This is a genomic window from Methylobacterium sp. Leaf100 (assembly GCF_001422845.1).
Taxonomy (GTDB): Bacteria; Pseudomonadota; Alphaproteobacteria; order Rhizobiales; family Beijerinckiaceae; genus Methylobacterium.
This window is the reverse complement of the sequence record NZ_LMMW01000010.1, coordinates 64,596-81,799: the sequence shown is the minus strand read 5'-3', so window position 1 is coordinate 81,799 and position 17,204 is coordinate 64,596. Positions and strand designations below refer to the sequence as shown.

The window sequence follows — 17,204 nt, the reverse complement described above, 5'->3', positions numbered from 1 at the left end:
CGTTAAACGCACCAGCGCCCATGGTACTGTGTCTCAAGACACGGGAGAGTCGGTCGCCGCCAGACCTGCACAGCACATCACATCCCCTCCAGACGATCACCCCGAACAGGCCGCCCCACAAAAGGGCGGCCTGTTCGCATTCGGGGGGCGGTCGATGACCAAATCGTTATGCAGGCGCCAAAATCCGCTCATGGGTGCCATCCTCTCGTCAATCGAAGAGGGGAGGGGGCATGGGATACGCTTCACCGTCGCATCGCGAGACCGTATCGTTCGACGCCATGCGACTGCTCATCATTGAGGACGACCGCGAGGCAGCGTCCTATCTTGTCAAAGCCTTTCGGGAAGCCGGTCACATGCCGGATCTTGCCCATGACGGCCTTGACGGCTACGCCCTTGCCCGCGAGGGCGATTACGATATGCTCATCGTCGATCGGATGCTTCCAAAGCTCGACGGTCTGTCCCTGATCCGGTCACTGCGCGAACAAGCCGTGACGACGCCGGCGCTGATTCTCTCGGCCCTCGGTCAGGTCGACGATCGGGTGAAGGGCCTGCGGGCCGGCGGCGACGATTACCTTCCCAAGCCCTACGCATTCTCCGAACTGCTCGCCCGCGCCGAGATTCTGGCACGTCGTCGATCGGCGCCGGCCGGAGCCGTCGAGGTCACTCATTACCGGGTCGGCGATCTCGAACTCGATCGCCTGTCGCATCGCGTCGCCCGCGCCGGTCAGGAAATTATCCTACAACCGCGTGAATTCCGGCTGCTCGAGTACCTCATGCGCCATGCCGGTCAGGTGGTGACCCGGACGATGCTGCTCGAACATGTCTGGGACTATCACTTCGATCCGCAGACCAACGTCATCGATGTTCACATCTCGCGCCTGCGCGCCAAAATCGACAAGGATTTCGACCGGCCCATCCTCCACACCGTACGCGGCGCCGGCTACGTCGTGCGTGCCGAAGAGGCACGCGGCGCCTGATGGCGGATGACGTGGCACGGTCCGGGCGTTCGGCCGGGCGGCGCGACCATGGCCGGCTCCAGAACCTATTCCGGACCACGGCCTTCAAGCTGTCCTTCGCCTACCTGCTCATCTTCACCACTTTCGCCTTTCTGGCTCTCGGCTACGTCGCCTGGAACGCCAGCCGGGTTCTCGACGATCAAATGGTGTCGACCATCGAAGCCGAGATCAGCGGCCTTTCCGAGCAGTATAAGTCCGGTGGATTGCGGCGCTTGATCTCGGTGGTCGAGCGCCGCGCCGGTGAGCCGGGGGCTTCCCTCTACCTCGTGACGACGCCCGCCGGGGAGCATGTGGCCGGTAACGTCGGTGCCTTGCCGGCTGGTCTCCTCGCCGAACCCGGGCAGACCGAAGCGGCCTACGCCCGTGGTGGCTCATCCAGCCTCGATCACCGCGCGATCATGCGGATCTTCACCCTGCCGGGGGGCTTTCGCCTGGTCGTCGGTCGCGATGTCGAGGAGCGTGACCGCCTGCGCTCGGTCATCGGCGGCACCTTCGGAACCTCGCTTCTGCTGGTGATCCTTCTCGGTGTCGTCGGTGGCTGGTTCGTGGCGAGCCGCGTGCTGAAGCGCGTCGACGCCATGACGGAAACCACCCGGCGGATCATGGCCGGCGACCTCGGCGGTCGCTTGGCGGTGGCCGGCAACGGTGATGAACTCGACCGTCTGGCTCGCAACCTTAACGAAATGCTCGAGCGGATCGGCGAGCTGATGCGGGGCCTCCGCGAGGTCTCCGACAACATCGCCCACGATCTCAAGACGCCCTTGACCCGCCTACGCAACCGCGCCGACGAGGTGCTGCGTTCGCCCGCGAGCGCCGCGGACCTGCGTCTCGCCATGGAGGGCGTGATCGAGGACAGTGACGGCCTGATCAGGGTTTTCAACGCCCTGCTGATGATCGCCCGCCTCGAGGGCGTCTCCGCCCACGAACTCATGGCCGAGTTCGACGTCGGCACGACGGCCCGCGAAGTCGGGGAACTCTACGAGGCCGTGGCCGCCGACGAGGGCCTGTCCCTCGACATCGTCACGACGGGGGACTTGCGGTTCATGGGCAGCCGCGAACTCATCGGGCAAGCCCTCGCGAATCTCATCGACAATGCGGTCAAGTATGGAGCGATGAAGGAAGCGGTTCCGAACCGGGATGGCGGGTGCATCCGCATCTCCGCGGAGCGCATCGGCTGTGCGATTCGCGTTGTCGTCGCCGACCGAGGGCCAGGCATCCCGGCGGAGGCGCGCGGCCGCGTCCTCGATCGCTTCGTCCGCCTGGAGGATGCGCGGTCCCAGCCCGGATTCGGCCTCGGGCTCAGCCTCGTCGCTGCCATCGTGCGCCTGCATCAAGGGACGCTGGTGCTCAACGACAATGCCCCCGGCCTCGCCGTCGTGGTAACGCTTCCGGCCCTCGCCGTGGGAGACCCCGCATGACCGAGCCTGGCAGCCTCCATCATCGCTTGCGACGGGCGCCGCCCTTGATCGACCCGGAGGCCGCCGCCGGGCGCCTCGCCGATATCGAGGACGCGTTTCCGGCCGGATTCCTCGACGTGCCCCTGCGGGCCCTCGTCCTCGCGCTCGCCGAACAATCCCCGTTCCTGTGGCAGGCCGTGGCGCGTGACCCGGTCCGGTTCGCCGATCTGGTGTCGCGGGCGCCCGAGGCCGCGAATGCCGATCTCGTCGCCCGCCAGCGCGCCGCCGGTGACGGCGGCGACCTCGCCGCCATCGCCCGCGCCCTGCGGGTGAACCGCACCGAGCACGCCCTCCTCGTGGCATTGGCCGATCTCGGCGGGCTCTGGCCCCTCGCCACGGTGACGGCGGCGTTGTCCGACTTCGCCGACGCGTCGGTCTTGGCCGCCACCGATGCGCTCCTCGCTGAGGCGGCGGCCGCCGGGCGCTTCCTGCCCATCGATCCGGGCGACCTCCAGGCCGGGTCCGGCCTCGTCATCCTGGCGCTCGGCAAGCACGGCGCGGGCGAGCTGAACTACTCGAGCGACATCGACCTCGTGGTGTTTTTCGATCCCGCCGTCGCCCCACTCAAGGGAGGGCTCGCGCCGACGTCGTTCTTCACCAAGCTGGCACAGGGCATCGCCAAGCTCCTGCAGGAGCGCACGGCCGATGGCTATGTGCACCGCGTCGATTACCGCCTGCGCCCCGATCCGGGCTCGACGCCGACGGCCGTATCCCTAAACGCGGCGTACCTCTACTACGAGAACCTCGGTCAGAACTGGGAGCGGGCGGCCTACATCAAGGCCCGGCCCATTGCCGGCGACCTCGCCCTGGGCCAGCGCTTCCTCGACGACCTGCGCCCATTCGTCTGGCGGAAATACTTCGACTTCGCCTCCATCGCCGACGTCCACGCCATGAAGCGGCAGATCCACGCCGTGCGCGGGTACGACACCCTCGCGGTGGCCGGGCACGACATCAAGCTCGGGCGGGGCGGCATCCGCGAGATCGAGTTCTTCGTCCAGACTCAGCAACTCGTCTTCGGCGGACGCCGGCCTGCCTTGCGCGGGCGGCGTACGGTAGAGATGCTTGCTACCCTCACCGACGAGGGCTGGATCGACGCCACCGCCCGCGACGAGCTCGCGGTGGCCTATGAGTTCCTGCGTACCGTCGAGCACCGCATCCAAATGGTGCGTGACGAGCAGACTCAACGCCTGCCGTCGGAGCCCGGCGAACTCGAAAGCTTCGCGCGCTTTGCCGGGTTCGCGACGCTCGCGGGCTTCGAAGCGTCGCTGCTGCATCATGCCCGCCGGGTCCAGGCCCATTACGCCTTGCTGTTCGAGGCCGAACCGGACCTGTCGTCGGCGGTGGGCGACCTCGTGTTCAGCGGAACGGGTGACGATCCCGCTACCCTCGCGACTCTGCGCGCCCTCGGGTTCCGCGAGCCCGAACGCGCCGTCGAAACCGTACGCGGCTGGCATTTCGGGCGGCGGCCGGCCGTGCGTACCGCCCGGGCCCGCGAAGTCCTGACCGAGCTCGTGCCGGCGCTGATGCAGGCGCTCGGTGGAACGACCGATCCGGATCTGGCCCTCGATACCCTGGACCGGGCCTTCGCCCGTATGCCTGCGGCGCTCGAACTCCTCACCATCCTACGCTCCAACGAACGCTTGCGCCTCCTGTTCGCCGATCTCCTCGGTACCGCACCGCGCTTGGCCGAGACCGTCTCGTTCAGTCCGCATGTGCTCGATGCCGTGCTGGAGCGGGATTTCTCGGCGCCACCGCCTGAGCCTGGCGGCATCGCCGCGCATTTTCGGACCTTGCTCGGGCAGCCGAGCGACCACGAGGATTTCCTCGATCGCAGCCGAGATGCGGCGCGGCACCTGCGCTTCCTCACCGGCGCGCGCCTCCTCTCCGGTATTCTCGCGCCGGTGGAGGCGGGACGGGCCTACACCGCCATCGCCGACACGGTGGTGGGGACTGCGTTCGACCGGGTGTCGCAAGCCTTCTTCGCCGAGCACGGGGCGGTACCAGGGGGACGCCTCGCCGTGTTGGGGCTTGGGCGCCTCGGGTCGTGTCAGCTCACGGCGGAATCCGACCTCGACCTCGTCGTGGTCTATGACTTCGACTCCGAGTCCCGCATGAGCGCCGGGCCGCGCCCCCTCGATGCGGCGGTCGCCTACAATCGGCTGACGCAACGCCTCGTCGCCGCGCTCACCGTGCCGACCCGGCGCGGACATCTCTACGAGGTCGACCTTCGTCTGCGGCCCGGTGGCGGGCAGGGGCCGGTGGCGGTGCAGCTGCGCAGCATCCGGGGCTACTACGATACCGAAGCTGAGCTTTGGGAGCACATGGCCCTGACCCGTGCCAGGATGATCGCGGGTGATGCCGAACTCGGCGCAGAGTTGATCGCGATGATCCGATCCATGGTGACACGGCCGCGGGATCCGTCCGAAGTCTTTGGCGACGTGCGATCCATGCGGCGGCTCGTGGCCGAGGAGAAAGGTGATGCGGGGCCCCTCGATCTCAAGCTCGCCCCGGGTGGCCTGCTCGACCTCGACTTCCTGGCCCAGGCCCTCGTCCTTGCGCACGGCAGCCGGTTTCCGGATCTCGCCGGCCCCGCTGCAGGCGATGTGCTGGCGCTGGCAGCGGGGCATGGCCTTCTGAAGCAGACCGAGGCCGAGCGCCTGCGGACCGCCTACCGCCAGTTCGACGATGTCCTGCATTGGCAGAGGCTGATGGTGGCGGGCGACCCGGCCCAGGGTTCCGGGGTCGCCCTGACGCGCCTGGCCGTGGCGCTGGGCATGCCGGACGCCGCTCATCTGAAGGTTCAGCTCGACGAGCGGCGCGCCGATGTGCGCAACCTCTTCGAGCGGCTTCTCGCCTGACGCAGAGGCCCGAGGCGCAGCCGCGATCGTCGAACGACGCGCGCTATCGATGAGTCAGCTGGCGGCCGGCTCCATCCAGCCCCGGCGCGGCGTCGCCCCCGCAGCGTCGCGCAAGGATGCAACCGTTTCCTGCGAAGCTTCGAAGGCCACATCGCGTAGCCGCTCGGGCGTCGGCATGGGCAGGCGCACGAACACGATGGTGCCGAGACCCTCCTGGGAGCGCAAGCGAAGGGAACCCCCGTGCAACTCGGCCATGGACCGGGCGATGGCGAGGCCGAGGCCCGAGCCCTTGTAGGTGCGGGTCAGGTTCGTCTCGACCTGCTGGAACGGAGCGCCGAGGCGGCGCAGGGCTGCCTTGGGGATGCCGATGCCCGTATCCTCGATGAAGATGTTCACGGCATCCCCCATCGGCCGGGCCTTCACGACGATCCGCCCATCGCCTTCCGGCGTGAACTTCACCGCGTTCTGAACGAGGTTGAGCAGGATCTGGTGCAGGGCGCGCTCGTCGGCCAGCACCGAGAGGCCCTCGACCAGGTCGACATGGATGCTGAGGGATTTCGCCCGCGCCGGCTCGGCCACCAGCTTCAGGGCAGCCTCGATGGCACCCGGCAAGCCGATCTCGCGGCGTACCAGTTTCACCCGGTGCGATTCGATGCGCGACATGTTCAGGATGTCGTCGATGACCGACAGGAGATAATCTCCACTCGCACGGATGTCCTGGCAGTAATCCGTGTAACGCGACGAGCCGAGGGCTCCGTACACCCCGGTTTCCATGAGTTCGGCAAAGCCCATGATCGCGTTGAGCGGTGTGCGAAGCTCGTGGCTCATATTGGCAAGGAACTCGGATTTCGCCTGGTTGGCCGTCTCGGCCTGGGCCTTCTGATCGAGGTAGCGCTCGGCGAGGTCGGCGAGTTGCTGCGTCTGGAGTTCGAGGGTGCGGCGCGACCGCTTGAGGTCCTTCACGGTCGCGATGAGTTCGCGCTCGGAGGCCACGAGTTGTTCCTGGTGGCGCTTCAGACTGGTGATGTCCGTACCGACGGAGACGTAGCCGCCATCCTTGGTGCGGCGTTCGCTGATCTGGAGCCAACGGCCGTCCGTGAGTTCGGCCTCGAAGGTACGGGCGGTTGCGCCCGAATGCTCAAGTTCGCGCATCTCGCGACGTATCGGCGGAAGCACACCGCGGCCCATGATCTCGGCGTAGCGCCGCCCCGGAACAGCATCCTCGTGACTCAGGGCATGGAGATCGCGGAACTTCGAATTGCACAGGACGAGACGGTTGCCGGTGTCCCAGAGGACGAACGCCTCGGAAATGGCCTCGACGGCGTCGCGCAGGCGCATGTCCGCGGTGGCGTTCAGTTCGGCCAGGTTGCGTTGCTCGGTGACGTCGAGGGCGATGCCGACGAGATGGCGACCGCCGGCCACCGTGTCTGGTACGATCTCGGCCCGCATCCGCATCCAAGTCCAGACGCCCGAGGCGGACCGGATCCGGAACTCGTGGTCGACGGTGGACTGGCTCGCGGCGAGGTGGCGCGCCAAGCTGTACAGGTCACCGTCATCGGGATGGACCAGGGCATTGACGTCGCCGAAGGACAGGAACTCGCGCTCGCGGCGATAACCCAGCAGGGCGTACATCGAGTCCGACCAGTAGATCCGCCCACGGGGGATGTCCCAGTCCCACAATCCGCACCGGCCGCGTCCGAGCGCCGTGTCGAGGCGCTGCTTGATCTGCTCGCACACTCGATCGACCGCATAGGCCCGCCGAGTCTGCAGGACGTATGCAATGCCAGTCCCGACGATGACCAGGGCCGCCGCCCCAAGCAAGATCACGTGGTTGCGCATCCTGGCGTTCCAGGCCGCGGTCACCGCTGCGATGGGTTGCAGGACGGCGACCTGACCGCGTCCGTTCGGCAGATTGCGAAGCGCAGCGAGGGCCGGGGCGCGGTCGGCGAGATCCACCGTCATCACCCCCGCCCGCTCCCCGAGGGTCGTGAGCGCCTGCATCTCTCCGAGGTGCTCCGTGAGAGTACGGCTTCCGGCCCAGGGGGGGGCGGACGCGATGATGCTGTCGTCGGTGCCGACGATGAGGATCTGTCGGCCGAGCGGCAGGAGATGCGGCGGCAGAAGTGCTGCGAGACGACCCTTCATCGCGGCCTCGTCCGTGTCGCCCTGGCCGAGGGACGCCGCGACAAGCCGGGTCAGTGCGTCGATCTCAGTGACCGCACGCCCGAGAGTATCCTGGCGCTGTGCATTGAGATGGAGGCATTCCACCGTCGCCAGGCAAGCGAGGAAAGCCGCCAGCAGGGCCGGAAGGGCGACACGCAGCCAGGTTTCCGCCCGCACGAACCGGATGTGCGTCGTGGTCTGCGGGCGATGGATGCCGAGGATCGTATCCGCACGCGCGGAGAGGGAAGCGGAATCCGCCTCCAGCATGATATGTCTCCGCAGCTATGGTGAAACGTCTGGGAAGCGTGACCGTGTCGCGCTTCGAATCGCATTCATAACACCATTTTCACGGCCGAGTTGTCCACGCCTTTTTATGCTTCTGTTAATCCTGACAGGAGACCCATCTGCGTGCAGAGAAGCTTGGTAAGTACTGGAATACCTGTTTCCCTACAACGGCTTGTCAGTTTTCAAGCATCCGCCCGACGATGTCGGAAACATCGCGGGACAGGTTGGCAAGTGAGCCGATTGCCGCAAGCGAGCGTTCCGCCTTGGCGTGGCGTTCCGGTTCCAGCATTCGCCAGGAGCCGAAGCCTGTGAGCAGCTTCGCCGCGATCTGCGGATTGGTCGCATCGAGGGTTTTGACCACCTCGGCCAGGAACGCATAGCCGGCCCCGTCCGGCCGGTTGAACTGGGTCGGATTGCCGACGCTGAAGCTGCCGACGAGGGAGCGCACCCGGTTGGGATTGGTCATGGCGAAAGCCGGGTGCGCCTGCAGGCGGCGGACCCGTTCCAGCGTGGTGTCCTCGGGGATCATCGCCTGGATCGCGAACCACTTGTCGAGCACCAGGGGCTCGTTCCGGTAGCGCTCGGCGAAGGCCGCGAATGCGGCCTCCCGAGCCGAGCCTGGGATCAGCGCCAGCACGGAGAGGGCGGCGAGGCGGTCGGTCATGGTCGTCGCGGCCTCGATCTGGGCCTGCGCGAGGCCGATCCCGGACTGCGGGTCGGCGACCGAGATGAGGTCGAGGGCGACGTTGCGCAGGGCCCGGCGTCCGGCTGAGACCGCATCCGGTGAGAACGGCGTACCGGCCGGGTCCGCGAGCGCGTCGCGCAGGCTGGTCAGGCGCGGGTACAGGCCCTGCCCGAGCTGCAGCCGCAGGGCCGTCCGCGCCCGGTGGATCGCATCCGGGTCGATGGCTTCGCCGATTGCGTTGGCGATGTCGCCCTCGCTCGGCACGGTGAGCACGAGGGCCGCATAGGCCGGATCGGTCAGGGCTTCCCCGTCGAGGAAGGCGGCGAGGGCCGCGACGAGACCATCCGGCTCCGGCGGCGGCACCGGGGAGTCGGCCCGTGCGTCGGCGACGATGCGAGCCATGGCGACATCCTGCGCCGCCTGCCACCGGTTGAACGGGTCGGTGTCGTGCGCGAGCAGAACGAGGCGGTCCGCATCTATGATAGTCTGAACCACCCGCACGGGTGCGGAAAAGCCTCGGAACAGTGACGGAACCGGAGCCTCCGACACACCCGTGACGGTAAGACTGTCGTCGGCTCGCTCCAGGATGAAGACCCCGTTCTGGACGCGGTCGCAGGCCGCCGTGTCGAGGGGGCCGCCAGCTCCGACCAAGCCCAGCGCCACCGGAATGACGAGCGGTGGGCCCTCGCGGTCGCCGCGGAGTTCCTGCCGGAACCTTAGGGTGTAACTGCGGGCTGCCGCGTCGTAGGAGCCCTCGACGGTCACCACTGGGGTGCCGGGCCGATCGTACCAGCGCGCGAAGGCGCTGAGGTCGCGTCCAGAGACCGTCGCGAAGGCGCCGAGGAAATCTTCCACCGTCGCCGCGGTGCCGTCGCACGCCGCGAAGTAGTGATCCATCCCCTGGGCGAACGTATCCGTGCCAAGCAGCGTGCGCAGCATCCGCACGATCTCCGCACCCTTCTCGTAGACGGTGGCCGTGTAGAAGTTGTTGATCTCGGCGTAAGCTTGCGGGCGCACGGGGTGGGCGAGCGGTCCGGCATCCTCGGGAAACTGCCGGGCCCGCAGGGTGCGGACCTCGCCGATGCGGTGCACTGCCCGCGAGCGCATGTCCGACGAGAATTCCTGATCACGGAAGACCGTCAGGCCCTCCTTGAGGCAGAGCTGGAACCAGTCCCGGCAGGTGATGCGGTTGCCCGACCAGTTATGGAAGTACTCGTGCGCGATGATCGCCTCGATGGCGGTGTAATCCGCGTCGGTTGCGGTCTCGGGGCTGGCGAGAACGTAGCGATCGTTGAAGATGTTGAGGCCCTTATTCTCCATGGCGCCCATGTTGAAGTCCGACACGGCGACGACGTTGAACACATCGAGATCGTAGGCACGGCCGAACGCCGTCTCGTCCCAGGCCATGGAGCGGATGACGGCATCGAGGGCGTAGGCGGCGCGGTCCGCCTTGCCGGGCTCGACATAGATTCCGAGGTCGACGGTCCGGCCCTCGCTGGTCGTGAACCGGCCGCCGAGCCGGTCGAGGCGTCCGCCGACGAGGGCGAACAGGTAGGCGGGCTTGCGGTGGGGATCGTGCCAGACGGCGTAGTGCCGACCCGGTCCCGCTTCCCCGGCCTCGATGGGGTTGCCGTTGCCGAGCAGCACGGGCGCGTCGGCCCGGTCCGCTTCGATGCGGGTTGTGTAGACCGCCATCACGTCGGGGCGGTCGAGGAAATAGGTGATCCGCCGGAAGCCGTCGGCTTCGCATTGCGTGCAGTAGACGCCGTTCGATCGATAGAGACCCATGAGCCGGGTGTTGGCGGTCGGATCGATCCGCGTGCGGATCGTCAGGGTGAAGGGTTCCTGCGGCGGCTGCGCCAGGATCAGGGCGGTTTCCGTTATCCGGTACGCGTCCGGCGCGAGGGCGACCCCGTCGAGATCGAGGGACAGCAGCGTCAGATCCTCGCCGTCGAGCACCAGTTCGGCCCCTGCGCGGCCGGCCGGGTTGGGCCGGAGCGCAAGGGTCGCCCGAACCTCCGTCGCGTGGGGGTGCAGGAGTATGTCGAGGCCGACCCGGTCGATGAGGTGATCGCTCGGCCTGTAGTCGGCGAGCCGGATCGGGATCGGAGTTTCGGTGCGCATGGAAGCCTCGCCTGTCGCAGGTCTCCCTCTTGAATCGCTTCCGTCCCGGGCGCAACGCGCGGTCGGTGCAAAGAACCGTTGCGCGAGAGACCAACGCAGATGCGTGGCGTTGACGGGACTCGCACGGCCACCACATAGGCCGCACCCTCAGGAGAATTCACGACGATGCGTTTTCTGCACACCATGGTCCGCGTTGCGGACCTCGACCAGGCGCTCGCCTTCTACGTCGATACGTTCGGCCTCACGGAGGTCCGCCGCGTGGACAACGAGAAGGGTCGTTTCACCCTCGTCTTCCTCGCAGCGCCCGGCGACGCGGCGACAGCCCGCGAGACCCAGGCGCCGGTGATCGAACTGACCCACAACTGGGACCCGGAGACCTATTCGGGGGGGCGCAACTTCGGCCACCTCGCCTACGAGGTCGACGACATCTACGCCTTCTGCACCAAGCTGCAGGAGGCGGGGATCACCATCAACCGGCCGCCGCGCGACGGCAACATGGCTTTCGTGAAGTCCCCCGATGGGATTTCCATCGAGCTGCTGCAGAAGGGTGACGCCAAGCCGCCGCAGGAGCCATGGGTCTCCATGGAGAACACCGGGTCCTGGTAGGTCCCGGAAGCCCGCGAGGCCGATGGCCTCGCGGCACCCCTATGTCAGTCGGCGCCTGCCTCGGGGGCGGGCGTAATACCGAGTTCGGCGAGTTTGGCCGACACGGTTTCGATGGGCCGCTTGAGCCTGAGGCTGATCACCGAGATCGGCACGCGTTCTCGGGCCAGACTCCGCAATTCCTGAACCTTCTCCAGTGTCCAGGCCGTCTCGTCGGTCGCCATGGTCACCTCCATCTGGTGAAGCCAAGTGGTCCGGGGCCGGCCGCGCGGAGGCGGCGAGCGCCTGTCTTGGGATCTAGCGCCCGCGTCCGGATGCGCAACCGCTCCCCGTAAATCCAAAGTCGGCGTTCCCGAATGCCGCCGGGCGCTTGACCTCATGACGGTCCGCGGCGCACATCCGCCTCGGATCAGTCGGCCGGGCGGCCGCTCCGGACCTCGCGTCCGGGGAGGAAAGTCCGGGCTCCATGGAGAGACGGTGCCGGATAACGTCCGGCGGGGGCGACCCCAGGGACAGTGCCACAGAGAGCAGACCGCCCTGTTTCACACAGGGTAAGGGTGAAAGGGTGCGGTAAGAGCGCACCGCGGACGCGGCAACGCGGACGGCACGGCAAACCCCACCGGGAGCAAGACCGAATAGGGGCGACACGATGGGCTTTGCGGCCCGTCAGGCTTCTCTCCAGGCCCGTCGCCCGGGTTGGTTGCTCGAGGCGCATCGGCAACGATCGTCCCAGAGGAATGGCCGCCACGTCAGGGGGACCCTCACGGGTCGTCCGGGCCCTACAGAACCCGGCTTAAAGGCCGACTGATCCACGCTGGTTCTAAGTTGTGGCACCCGGCAAAACACGAACACGCGGCAACGAAAAACTTACCGTCGGTTAACCTTGCTGAGGTCTGATCGGACAGGGCCAATGCGTTGCGGCCCCGTTCGTTGACGGCGCTCAGAGGCCCATGGTACCCCGATTCATCCCGTCAACGGCGATTTTCGGATCGACGGACGCAACCCGAGACCGTCGGGGCGGCGTCCCTGCAAGCGGTCGCGCTGCGCGCCGATCCGGCGATGTCCCGTCTCTCCGCGCCGCTTCACGGCGGCTCAGACTCTTGGAAGGGACGCATGCGCGGCCTCATCCCCGTCGCGTCTTCGACGCCCCCGTTACCCGTGCTCCGCACGTTGGTCGAAGAGGCCGGGCGATGAAGCGCGTGCGCGAACCCAGACCTCCCAACGACGGGACGCCCCACGTCCCGGTGCTGCTCGCCGAAGTGCTCGCCGCCCTCGATCTGGCGGGCCGGGCACTCGCGGTGGACGGCACCTTCGGGGCCGGCGGCTACACACGCGCCATGCTGGAGGCCGATCCGTCGGTTCACGTGCTTGCCATCGACCGCGATCCCGGCGCCATCGCGGACGGAGCGCCCCTGGTGGCTTCCTCGGAGGGGCGCCTGACCCTGGTGCCGGGCCGCTTCGGCACCCTCGATGGGAGTGTTCGTGATGCCGGTTGGGGGCAGGCCGATGCCGTCGTCCTCGATATCGGCGTCTCGTCCATGCAGATCGACCAGGCCGAGCGCGGCTTCTCGTTCCGCCACGACGGTCCCCTCGACATGCGGATGGAGCGCACCGGGCGCAGCGCCGCCGACATCGTCAACGACGCCGAGGAAGCCGATCTCGCCGACATCATCTACCATTACGGCGAGGAGCGCCGCTCCCGCGCCGTCGCCCGTGCCATCGTCGAGGCGCGTCGCAAGGGGCGGATCGAGACCACCGCGGCCCTGGCCGAAGTGGTCGCCAGCGTGGTCTGGGCCGATCCGGCGAGCGGCATCAATCCGGCGACGCGGACCTTTCAGGGCCTGCGCATCGCGGTGAACGACGAACTCGGCGAACTCGTCCAGGCCCTGCACGCCGCCGAGCGCATCCTGCGTCCCGGCGGGCGCCTCGCCGTGGTCACCTTCCATTCCCTTGAAGACCGCATCGTCAAGCAGTTCTTCTCCGCTCGCAGCGGTCGGGCGGCACAAGGCTCGCGCCACCTGCCGAGCCTGGAGGCGCCGGCACCCCGCAGTTTCTTGGCCGTGACCAAGGGTCCTGTGCTGCCTTCCGATTCCGAAATCCATGCCAACCCGCGCGCCCGTTCGGCCAAGCTGCGCGCGGTGGAACGCACGGACGCGCCTGCGCCCGCGCCCCTGGCCGCCATCGAGGCCCTCGCTTCCCTGCCGGAGCGGACAGTCAGGAGCGCACGCCGGTGATCCGTCTGCTGAACGTCATGGCGGTCCTCGGGCTCATCGGCTCGGCGATCTACGCCTACTCGATCAAGTACGACACCCTGTATCAGGCCGGGCAGGTCTCCAAGGCCCGCAGCCAGCTCCACCGCGAGCGTCAAGCCATCGCGGTCCTGCGGGCCGAGTGGCAGTTGCTGACCCGGCCCGACCGGCTTCAGGCGGCGGTGGCGCGCCATCTGGCGCTGGAGCCCATCGGCACGTCCCATCTTGGGCGCCTGTCGGACCTCCCGGCGCGTCCCGAGCGCGGCGACGAAATCGGTCGACTGCTCGCGGCGACCGCGACGCCGAAGGAAAAGCCCGGTCTGAACGAGCCGCGCACCACCGGCTCGATCACGACCCGCACCGTGACCACCCGCACGACGACGACCAGAACCCCGACAACGGCTTCGAGGTAGCACCCGTGTCGCAAGACGTTATTCCGGACGCCGCTCCGCCCGAGGCCGAGTCGATGCGAGAGCACGAGTCGCTGCCAGGGGCCCTGGTCGAAGTCCCCGTGGCGGAGCCGCCTCCTCCAGCGCCGCGCGGAAACCGCGTCGTCGCCCTGGCGCGGGCGATGTTCCATCTCGCCATCGAGCGGAGCTATGCCCGCGTCGGTCTCGTCGGCCTTGGCTTCGCCGCCGTGTTCGCGACCATCGGCGTGCGCCTGGTCTATCTCGCGGCGTTCCCGGAGACGGACAACTCGGACAAGCGCGTCGCCGCCTCCGCCACCACGGCGATCCGGCCCGATATCGTCGACCGCAACGGCGAGATCCTGGCCACCGATATCCGCACGGTGTCGGTCTTCGCCGAGCCGCGCAACATCGTCGACAAGGACGAGGCGGTGGAACTGCTCACCGCCGTCCTGCCCCAGCTCAACGCCAACGACCTGCGTACCAAGCTCTCGGCCCGCGTCGGATCGACCGGCAAGGAGAAGGGCTTCGTCTGGGTCAAGCGCGAGATCACCCCGAAGCAGCAGGCCGAAGTCCACCGCCTCGGCATCCCCGGCATCGGCTTCCTGCCCGACCACAAGCGTGTCTACCCCAACGGGGTCGCGGCGGCCCACATCATCGGCATCACCAACCTAGACAACCTCGGCATCGCGGGCATCGAGAAATACATCGATACGCAGGGCAACAAGGCGCTCAACGAGTTCGGCCTCGTGGCGAAACAGACCGACCTCAAGCCGGTGCAGCTCTCCATCGATCTGCGGGCGCAGTTTGCGCTCCGCGACGAGCTCGCCTGGGGTGTCGATCACTTCAAGGCCAAGGCTGCCGCCGGCATGATCCTCGACGTGACCACCGGCGAGGTGATCGCGCTGGCATCGCTCCCGGATTTCGACCCCAACGACCCGGCAGACGCCCTGTCGTCCGACCGCATCAACCGCATGAACGTCGGCGTCTACGAGATGGGTTCGACCTTCAAGGCGATGACCCTGGCCATGGCGCTCGATTCGGGCAAATACAACGTGAATTCGACCTTCGACACCCGGGGCGGCGTGCTGACCTGGGGCCGGCAGAAGATCCACGAATATCACGGCACCAACCGCACCATCACCATGCCGGAGGTGTTCACGCACTCGTCGAACATCGGCTCGGCCAAGATGGCCCTCGGCGTCGGCGTGCCCGGTCACAGGGCGTTCCTGAAGAAGATGGGTCTCACCGACCGTATGCGGACGGAACTGCCGGAGAGCGCCGAACCCATCGTTCCCCAGCGCTGGACCGAGATCAACACCATCACCATCGCGTTCGGCCACGGCCTCGCGGTGGCGCCGCTCCAGGCGGCCGCGGCGGTGGGTGCCATCACCAATGGCGGCAACCTCATCGTGCCGACCTTCCTCAAGACCACCGAAGCCGAGGCCCTGAAGAAGGCGACCCGGGTGCTCAAACCCGAGACCAGCGAGGCCATGCGCTTCATCATGCGCCTCAATGCCGTCGAAGGTTCGGCCAAGAAGGCCTCGATTCCGCTGTACTACGTCGGCGGCAAGACCGGCACCGCCGAGAAGGTCATCCACGGGCGCTATGTGAAGAACCGCCTGTTCACCACCTTCATGGCGGCCGCGCCCATGAACGCTCCGAAATACCTCTTCGTGACCATCATGGACGAGCCCCAGGGCCTCCCGGAATCGGGCGGCTACGCCACCGCCGCCTGGAACTCTGGCGTGGTCACGGGCCGCGTCATCGAGCGCGTTGCCCCGATCCTCGGCCTGCCGCCGCAATTCGATCCGCCGGTGAAGCCGTTCCCTCTGATGGTCAAGCTCGGTGCCTATCACGCCACCCAGGTGGACGGACGATGACAGGGGCCACCCTCGGCAGCCTGTTCCCCGAAGCGGCCGGCGATGCGACGCCGGTCTCCGGAGTGACGGCGGATTCCCGCAAGGTCGAACCGGGCTTCGTGTTCGTGGCCGTGCCCGGCACGGTGGCCGATGGACGTCGCTTCGTCGCCGGCGCCGTCGCGGCGGGCGCCGTCGCGGTGGTGGGGGAGGGCGACCGCCCGGCCGGTCTCGACCTGGCCTGTCCTTACGTCGCCGTCGACGACGTGCGGCGGAGCCTGGCCCTTGCGGCGCGCAACTTCTCCGGCCGGCAGCCGACCCGCATCGTGGCCGTCACCGGCACCAGCGGCAAGAGTTCGGTCACGGACTTCGTCCGTCAGATCCTGTCGCGGCTCGGATGTGAATCGGCCAGCCTCGGCACGGTGGGCATCGTCACCAACCGGGGCGCCACCTACGGCTCCCTGACGACGCCGGACCCCGTGACCCTGCAGGCGACGCTGGCGCGGCTGGCGGCCGACGGCATCACCGATCTCGCCGTGGAGGCCTCCTCCCACGGCATCGAGCAGCGCCGCCTCGACGGCGTCGAACTCTCCGCCGTCGCGTTCACCAATCTCGGGCGCGACCATCTCGATTATCACGCCACCCTCGACGATTACCTCGCGGCCAAGCTGCGGCTGTTCACGACACTTGCCCAGCCCGGCATTCCGGCGGTGATCAACGCCGACGGCGCCTACGCCAAGGTGGTCATCGCGACCGCCCTGGCGCGGGGCTTGAGCCTGCGCACGACCGGACGGGCCGGCGAATCCGTTCGGCTCCTCGCCGCGCGGACGGAGGGCTTCTGCCAGCACCTCGACGTGCTCGCTCCAGGCCTTGGCGGACAGACTCAGTATGCGGTGCACCTTCCCCTTGTCGGAGGGTTTCAGGTCGAGAACGCCCTCCTCGCCGCCGGTCTCGCCCTGGCGACCCCGGCTGGCGAGGCTGATCCGGCCGGCGTGATCGCAGCGCTGGAACATCTCACGGGCGTGCCCGGCCGCATGGAGCGGATCGGCGAGGCGAACGGCGCCCTCTGCCTCGTCGACTACGCCCACAAGCCGGAAGCCCTCGAAGGCGTCCTCACGGCGTTGCGTCCGTTCGCGACGGGTCGCCTCGTCTGTGTGTTCGGCTGTGGCGGAGACCGCGACCGGGGCAAGCGCCCGATCATGGGCGCCATCGCGGCCAAGGGCGCCGACTGGACCATAGTGACCGACGACAACCCGCGCTCCGAGGATCCGGCTGCGATCCGCGCCGAGATCCTGGCGGCTGCGTCCGACGCGACGGAGATCGGCGACCGCGCCGAGGCGATCCGTACGGCCGTCCGGGGTCTGTCGCCCGGCGACGTCCTCGTGGTGGCCGGCAAGGGCCATGAAACCGGCCAGATCGTCGGCACAACCGTCCTGCCGTTCTCGGACCACGACGTGCTCCGGGCAGCCATCGCGGAGCGTGCGGCATGAATTCCTCC

The 17,204-nt window shown here is 67.9% G+C and carries 11 protein-coding genes and 1 other RNA gene; 9 read left to right on the top strand and 3 right to left on the bottom strand.

Translation table 11 applies throughout. From position 1 onward, the window contains the following. Positions 1 to 278 precede the first annotated feature (278 nt). From ASF25_RS07810 to ASF25_RS07800, 3 genes are read left to right on the top strand one after another with little or no spacing between them, the layout of a single operon-like run. Entirely contained in the window at positions 279 to 977 is a 699-nt protein-coding gene (locus ASF25_RS07810; protein ID WP_056304272.1) for a response regulator transcription factor, read from the top strand. Beyond that, positions 977 to 2,434: a HAMP domain-containing sensor histidine kinase gene (locus ASF25_RS07805; RefSeq protein WP_056304268.1), complete on the top strand. Its 1,458-nt coding sequence runs from the start codon at positions 977 to 979 to the stop codon at positions 2,432 to 2,434. The genes ASF25_RS07810 and ASF25_RS07805 overlap by 1 nt, the downstream gene beginning before the upstream one ends. Continuing rightward, positions 2,431 to 5,331: a bifunctional [glutamine synthetase] adenylyltransferase/[glutamine synthetase]-adenylyl-L-tyrosine phosphorylase gene (locus ASF25_RS07800; RefSeq protein WP_056304267.1), complete on the top strand. Its 2,901-nt coding sequence runs from the start codon at positions 2,431 to 2,433 to the stop codon at positions 5,329 to 5,331. Before ASF25_RS07805 ends, ASF25_RS07800 begins: the two co-directional genes overlap by 4 nt. Before the next feature lie 54 nt (positions 5,332 to 5,385). Here the strand turns inward: ASF25_RS07800 and ASF25_RS07795 are convergent, their stop codons facing one another. Both ASF25_RS07795 and pepN read right to left on the bottom strand, forming a co-directional pair. Next, a complete protein-coding gene (locus ASF25_RS07795) occupies positions 5,386 to 7,761 on the bottom strand; it encodes a PAS domain-containing sensor histidine kinase (RefSeq protein ID WP_056304266.1) in 2,376 nt (791 codons plus the stop codon). A 193-nt stretch (positions 7,762 to 7,954) separates the two neighbouring features. Beyond that, positions 7,955 to 10,588, bottom strand: coding sequence for an aminopeptidase N (gene pepN / locus ASF25_RS07790; RefSeq protein ID WP_056304265.1), 2,634 nt, complete (start codon positions 10,586 to 10,588; stop codon positions 7,955 to 7,957). A 165-nt stretch (positions 10,589 to 10,753) separates the two neighbouring features. Here pepN and ASF25_RS07785 point away from each other — a divergent pair, with 165 nt between their 5' ends. Further along, on the top strand, positions 10,754 to 11,194 hold the full coding sequence (locus ASF25_RS07785; protein ID WP_056174190.1) for a VOC family protein: 441 nt from the start codon (positions 10,754 to 10,756) through the stop codon (positions 11,192 to 11,194). Positions 11,195 to 11,238: 44 nt separating this feature from the next. Here ASF25_RS07785 and ASF25_RS23220 read toward each other — a convergent pair whose 3' ends face one another. Next, positions 11,239 to 11,415 carry a hypothetical protein gene (locus tag ASF25_RS23220; RefSeq protein WP_200918899.1) on the bottom strand — a complete coding sequence of 59 codons (177 nt, stop codon included), beginning with the start codon at positions 11,413 to 11,415 and terminating at the stop codon, positions 11,239 to 11,241. 185 nt (positions 11,416 to 11,600) lie between these two features. Between ASF25_RS23220 and rnpB the strand changes: the two genes are divergently transcribed. The 5 genes from rnpB (at position 11,601) to ASF25_RS07760 (ending at position 17,196) form a co-directional block, all read left to right on the top strand. Beyond that, an RNA gene (gene rnpB, locus ASF25_RS07815) (RNase P RNA component class A) lies at positions 11,601 to 12,003 on the top strand. A gap of 378 nt (positions 12,004 to 12,381) precedes the next feature. Further along, complete coding sequence (gene rsmH / locus ASF25_RS07775) at positions 12,382 to 13,425, top strand: 16S rRNA (cytosine(1402)-N(4))-methyltransferase RsmH (RefSeq protein WP_056304264.1); 1,044 nt, start codon at positions 12,382 to 12,384, stop codon at positions 13,423 to 13,425. Beyond that, on the top strand, positions 13,422 to 13,853 hold the full coding sequence (locus ASF25_RS07770; protein WP_056174196.1) for a hypothetical protein: 432 nt from the start codon (positions 13,422 to 13,424) through the stop codon (positions 13,851 to 13,853). The genes rsmH and ASF25_RS07770 overlap by 4 nt, the downstream gene beginning before the upstream one ends. Positions 13,854 to 13,906: 53 nt before the next feature. Next, positions 13,907 to 15,730 (top strand): penicillin-binding protein 2, encoded by a 1,824-nt coding sequence (locus tag ASF25_RS07765; RefSeq protein WP_244472939.1) that lies wholly within the window; start codon positions 13,907 to 13,909, stop codon positions 15,728 to 15,730. Then, positions 15,727 to 17,196, top strand: a complete 1,470-nt coding sequence (locus ASF25_RS07760) for a UDP-N-acetylmuramoyl-L-alanyl-D-glutamate--2,6-diaminopimelate ligase (protein ID WP_056304263.1) — start codon at positions 15,727 to 15,729, stop codon at positions 17,194 to 17,196. The genes ASF25_RS07765 and ASF25_RS07760 overlap by 4 nt, the downstream gene beginning before the upstream one ends. Positions 17,197 to 17,204: the final 8 nt, after the last annotated feature.

Excerpts from the sequence above, each read along its gene's own strand:
- ASF25_RS07810 (WP_056304272.1), top strand. The coding sequence starts at position 279 with ATGCGACTGCTCATCATTGAGGACGACCGCGAGGCAGCGTCCTATCTT.
- ASF25_RS07805 (WP_056304268.1), top strand. The coding sequence starts at position 977 with ATGGCGGATGACGTGGCACGGTCCGGGCGTTCGGCCGGGCGGCGCGAC.
- ASF25_RS07800 (WP_056304267.1), top strand. The coding sequence starts at position 2,431 with ATGACCGAGCCTGGCAGCCTCCATCATCGCTTGCGACGGGCGCCGCCC.
- ASF25_RS07795 (WP_056304266.1), bottom strand. The coding sequence starts at position 7,761 with ATGCTGGAGGCGGATTCCGCTTCCCTCTCCGCGCGTGCGGATACGATC.
- pepN (WP_056304265.1), bottom strand. The coding sequence starts at position 10,588 with ATGCGCACCGAAACTCCGATCCCGATCCGGCTCGCCGACTACAGGCCG.
- ASF25_RS07785 (WP_056174190.1), top strand. The coding sequence starts at position 10,754 with ATGCGTTTTCTGCACACCATGGTCCGCGTTGCGGACCTCGACCAGGCG.
- ASF25_RS23220 (WP_200918899.1), bottom strand. The coding sequence starts at position 11,415 with ATGGCGACCGACGAGACGGCCTGGACACTGGAGAAGGTTCAGGAATTG.
- rsmH (WP_056304264.1), top strand. The coding sequence starts at position 12,382 with ATGAAGCGCGTGCGCGAACCCAGACCTCCCAACGACGGGACGCCCCAC.
- ASF25_RS07765 (WP_244472939.1), top strand. The coding sequence starts at position 13,907 with ATGCGAGAGCACGAGTCGCTGCCAGGGGCCCTGGTCGAAGTCCCCGTG.
- ASF25_RS07760 (WP_056304263.1), top strand. The coding sequence starts at position 15,727 with ATGACAGGGGCCACCCTCGGCAGCCTGTTCCCCGAAGCGGCCGGCGAT.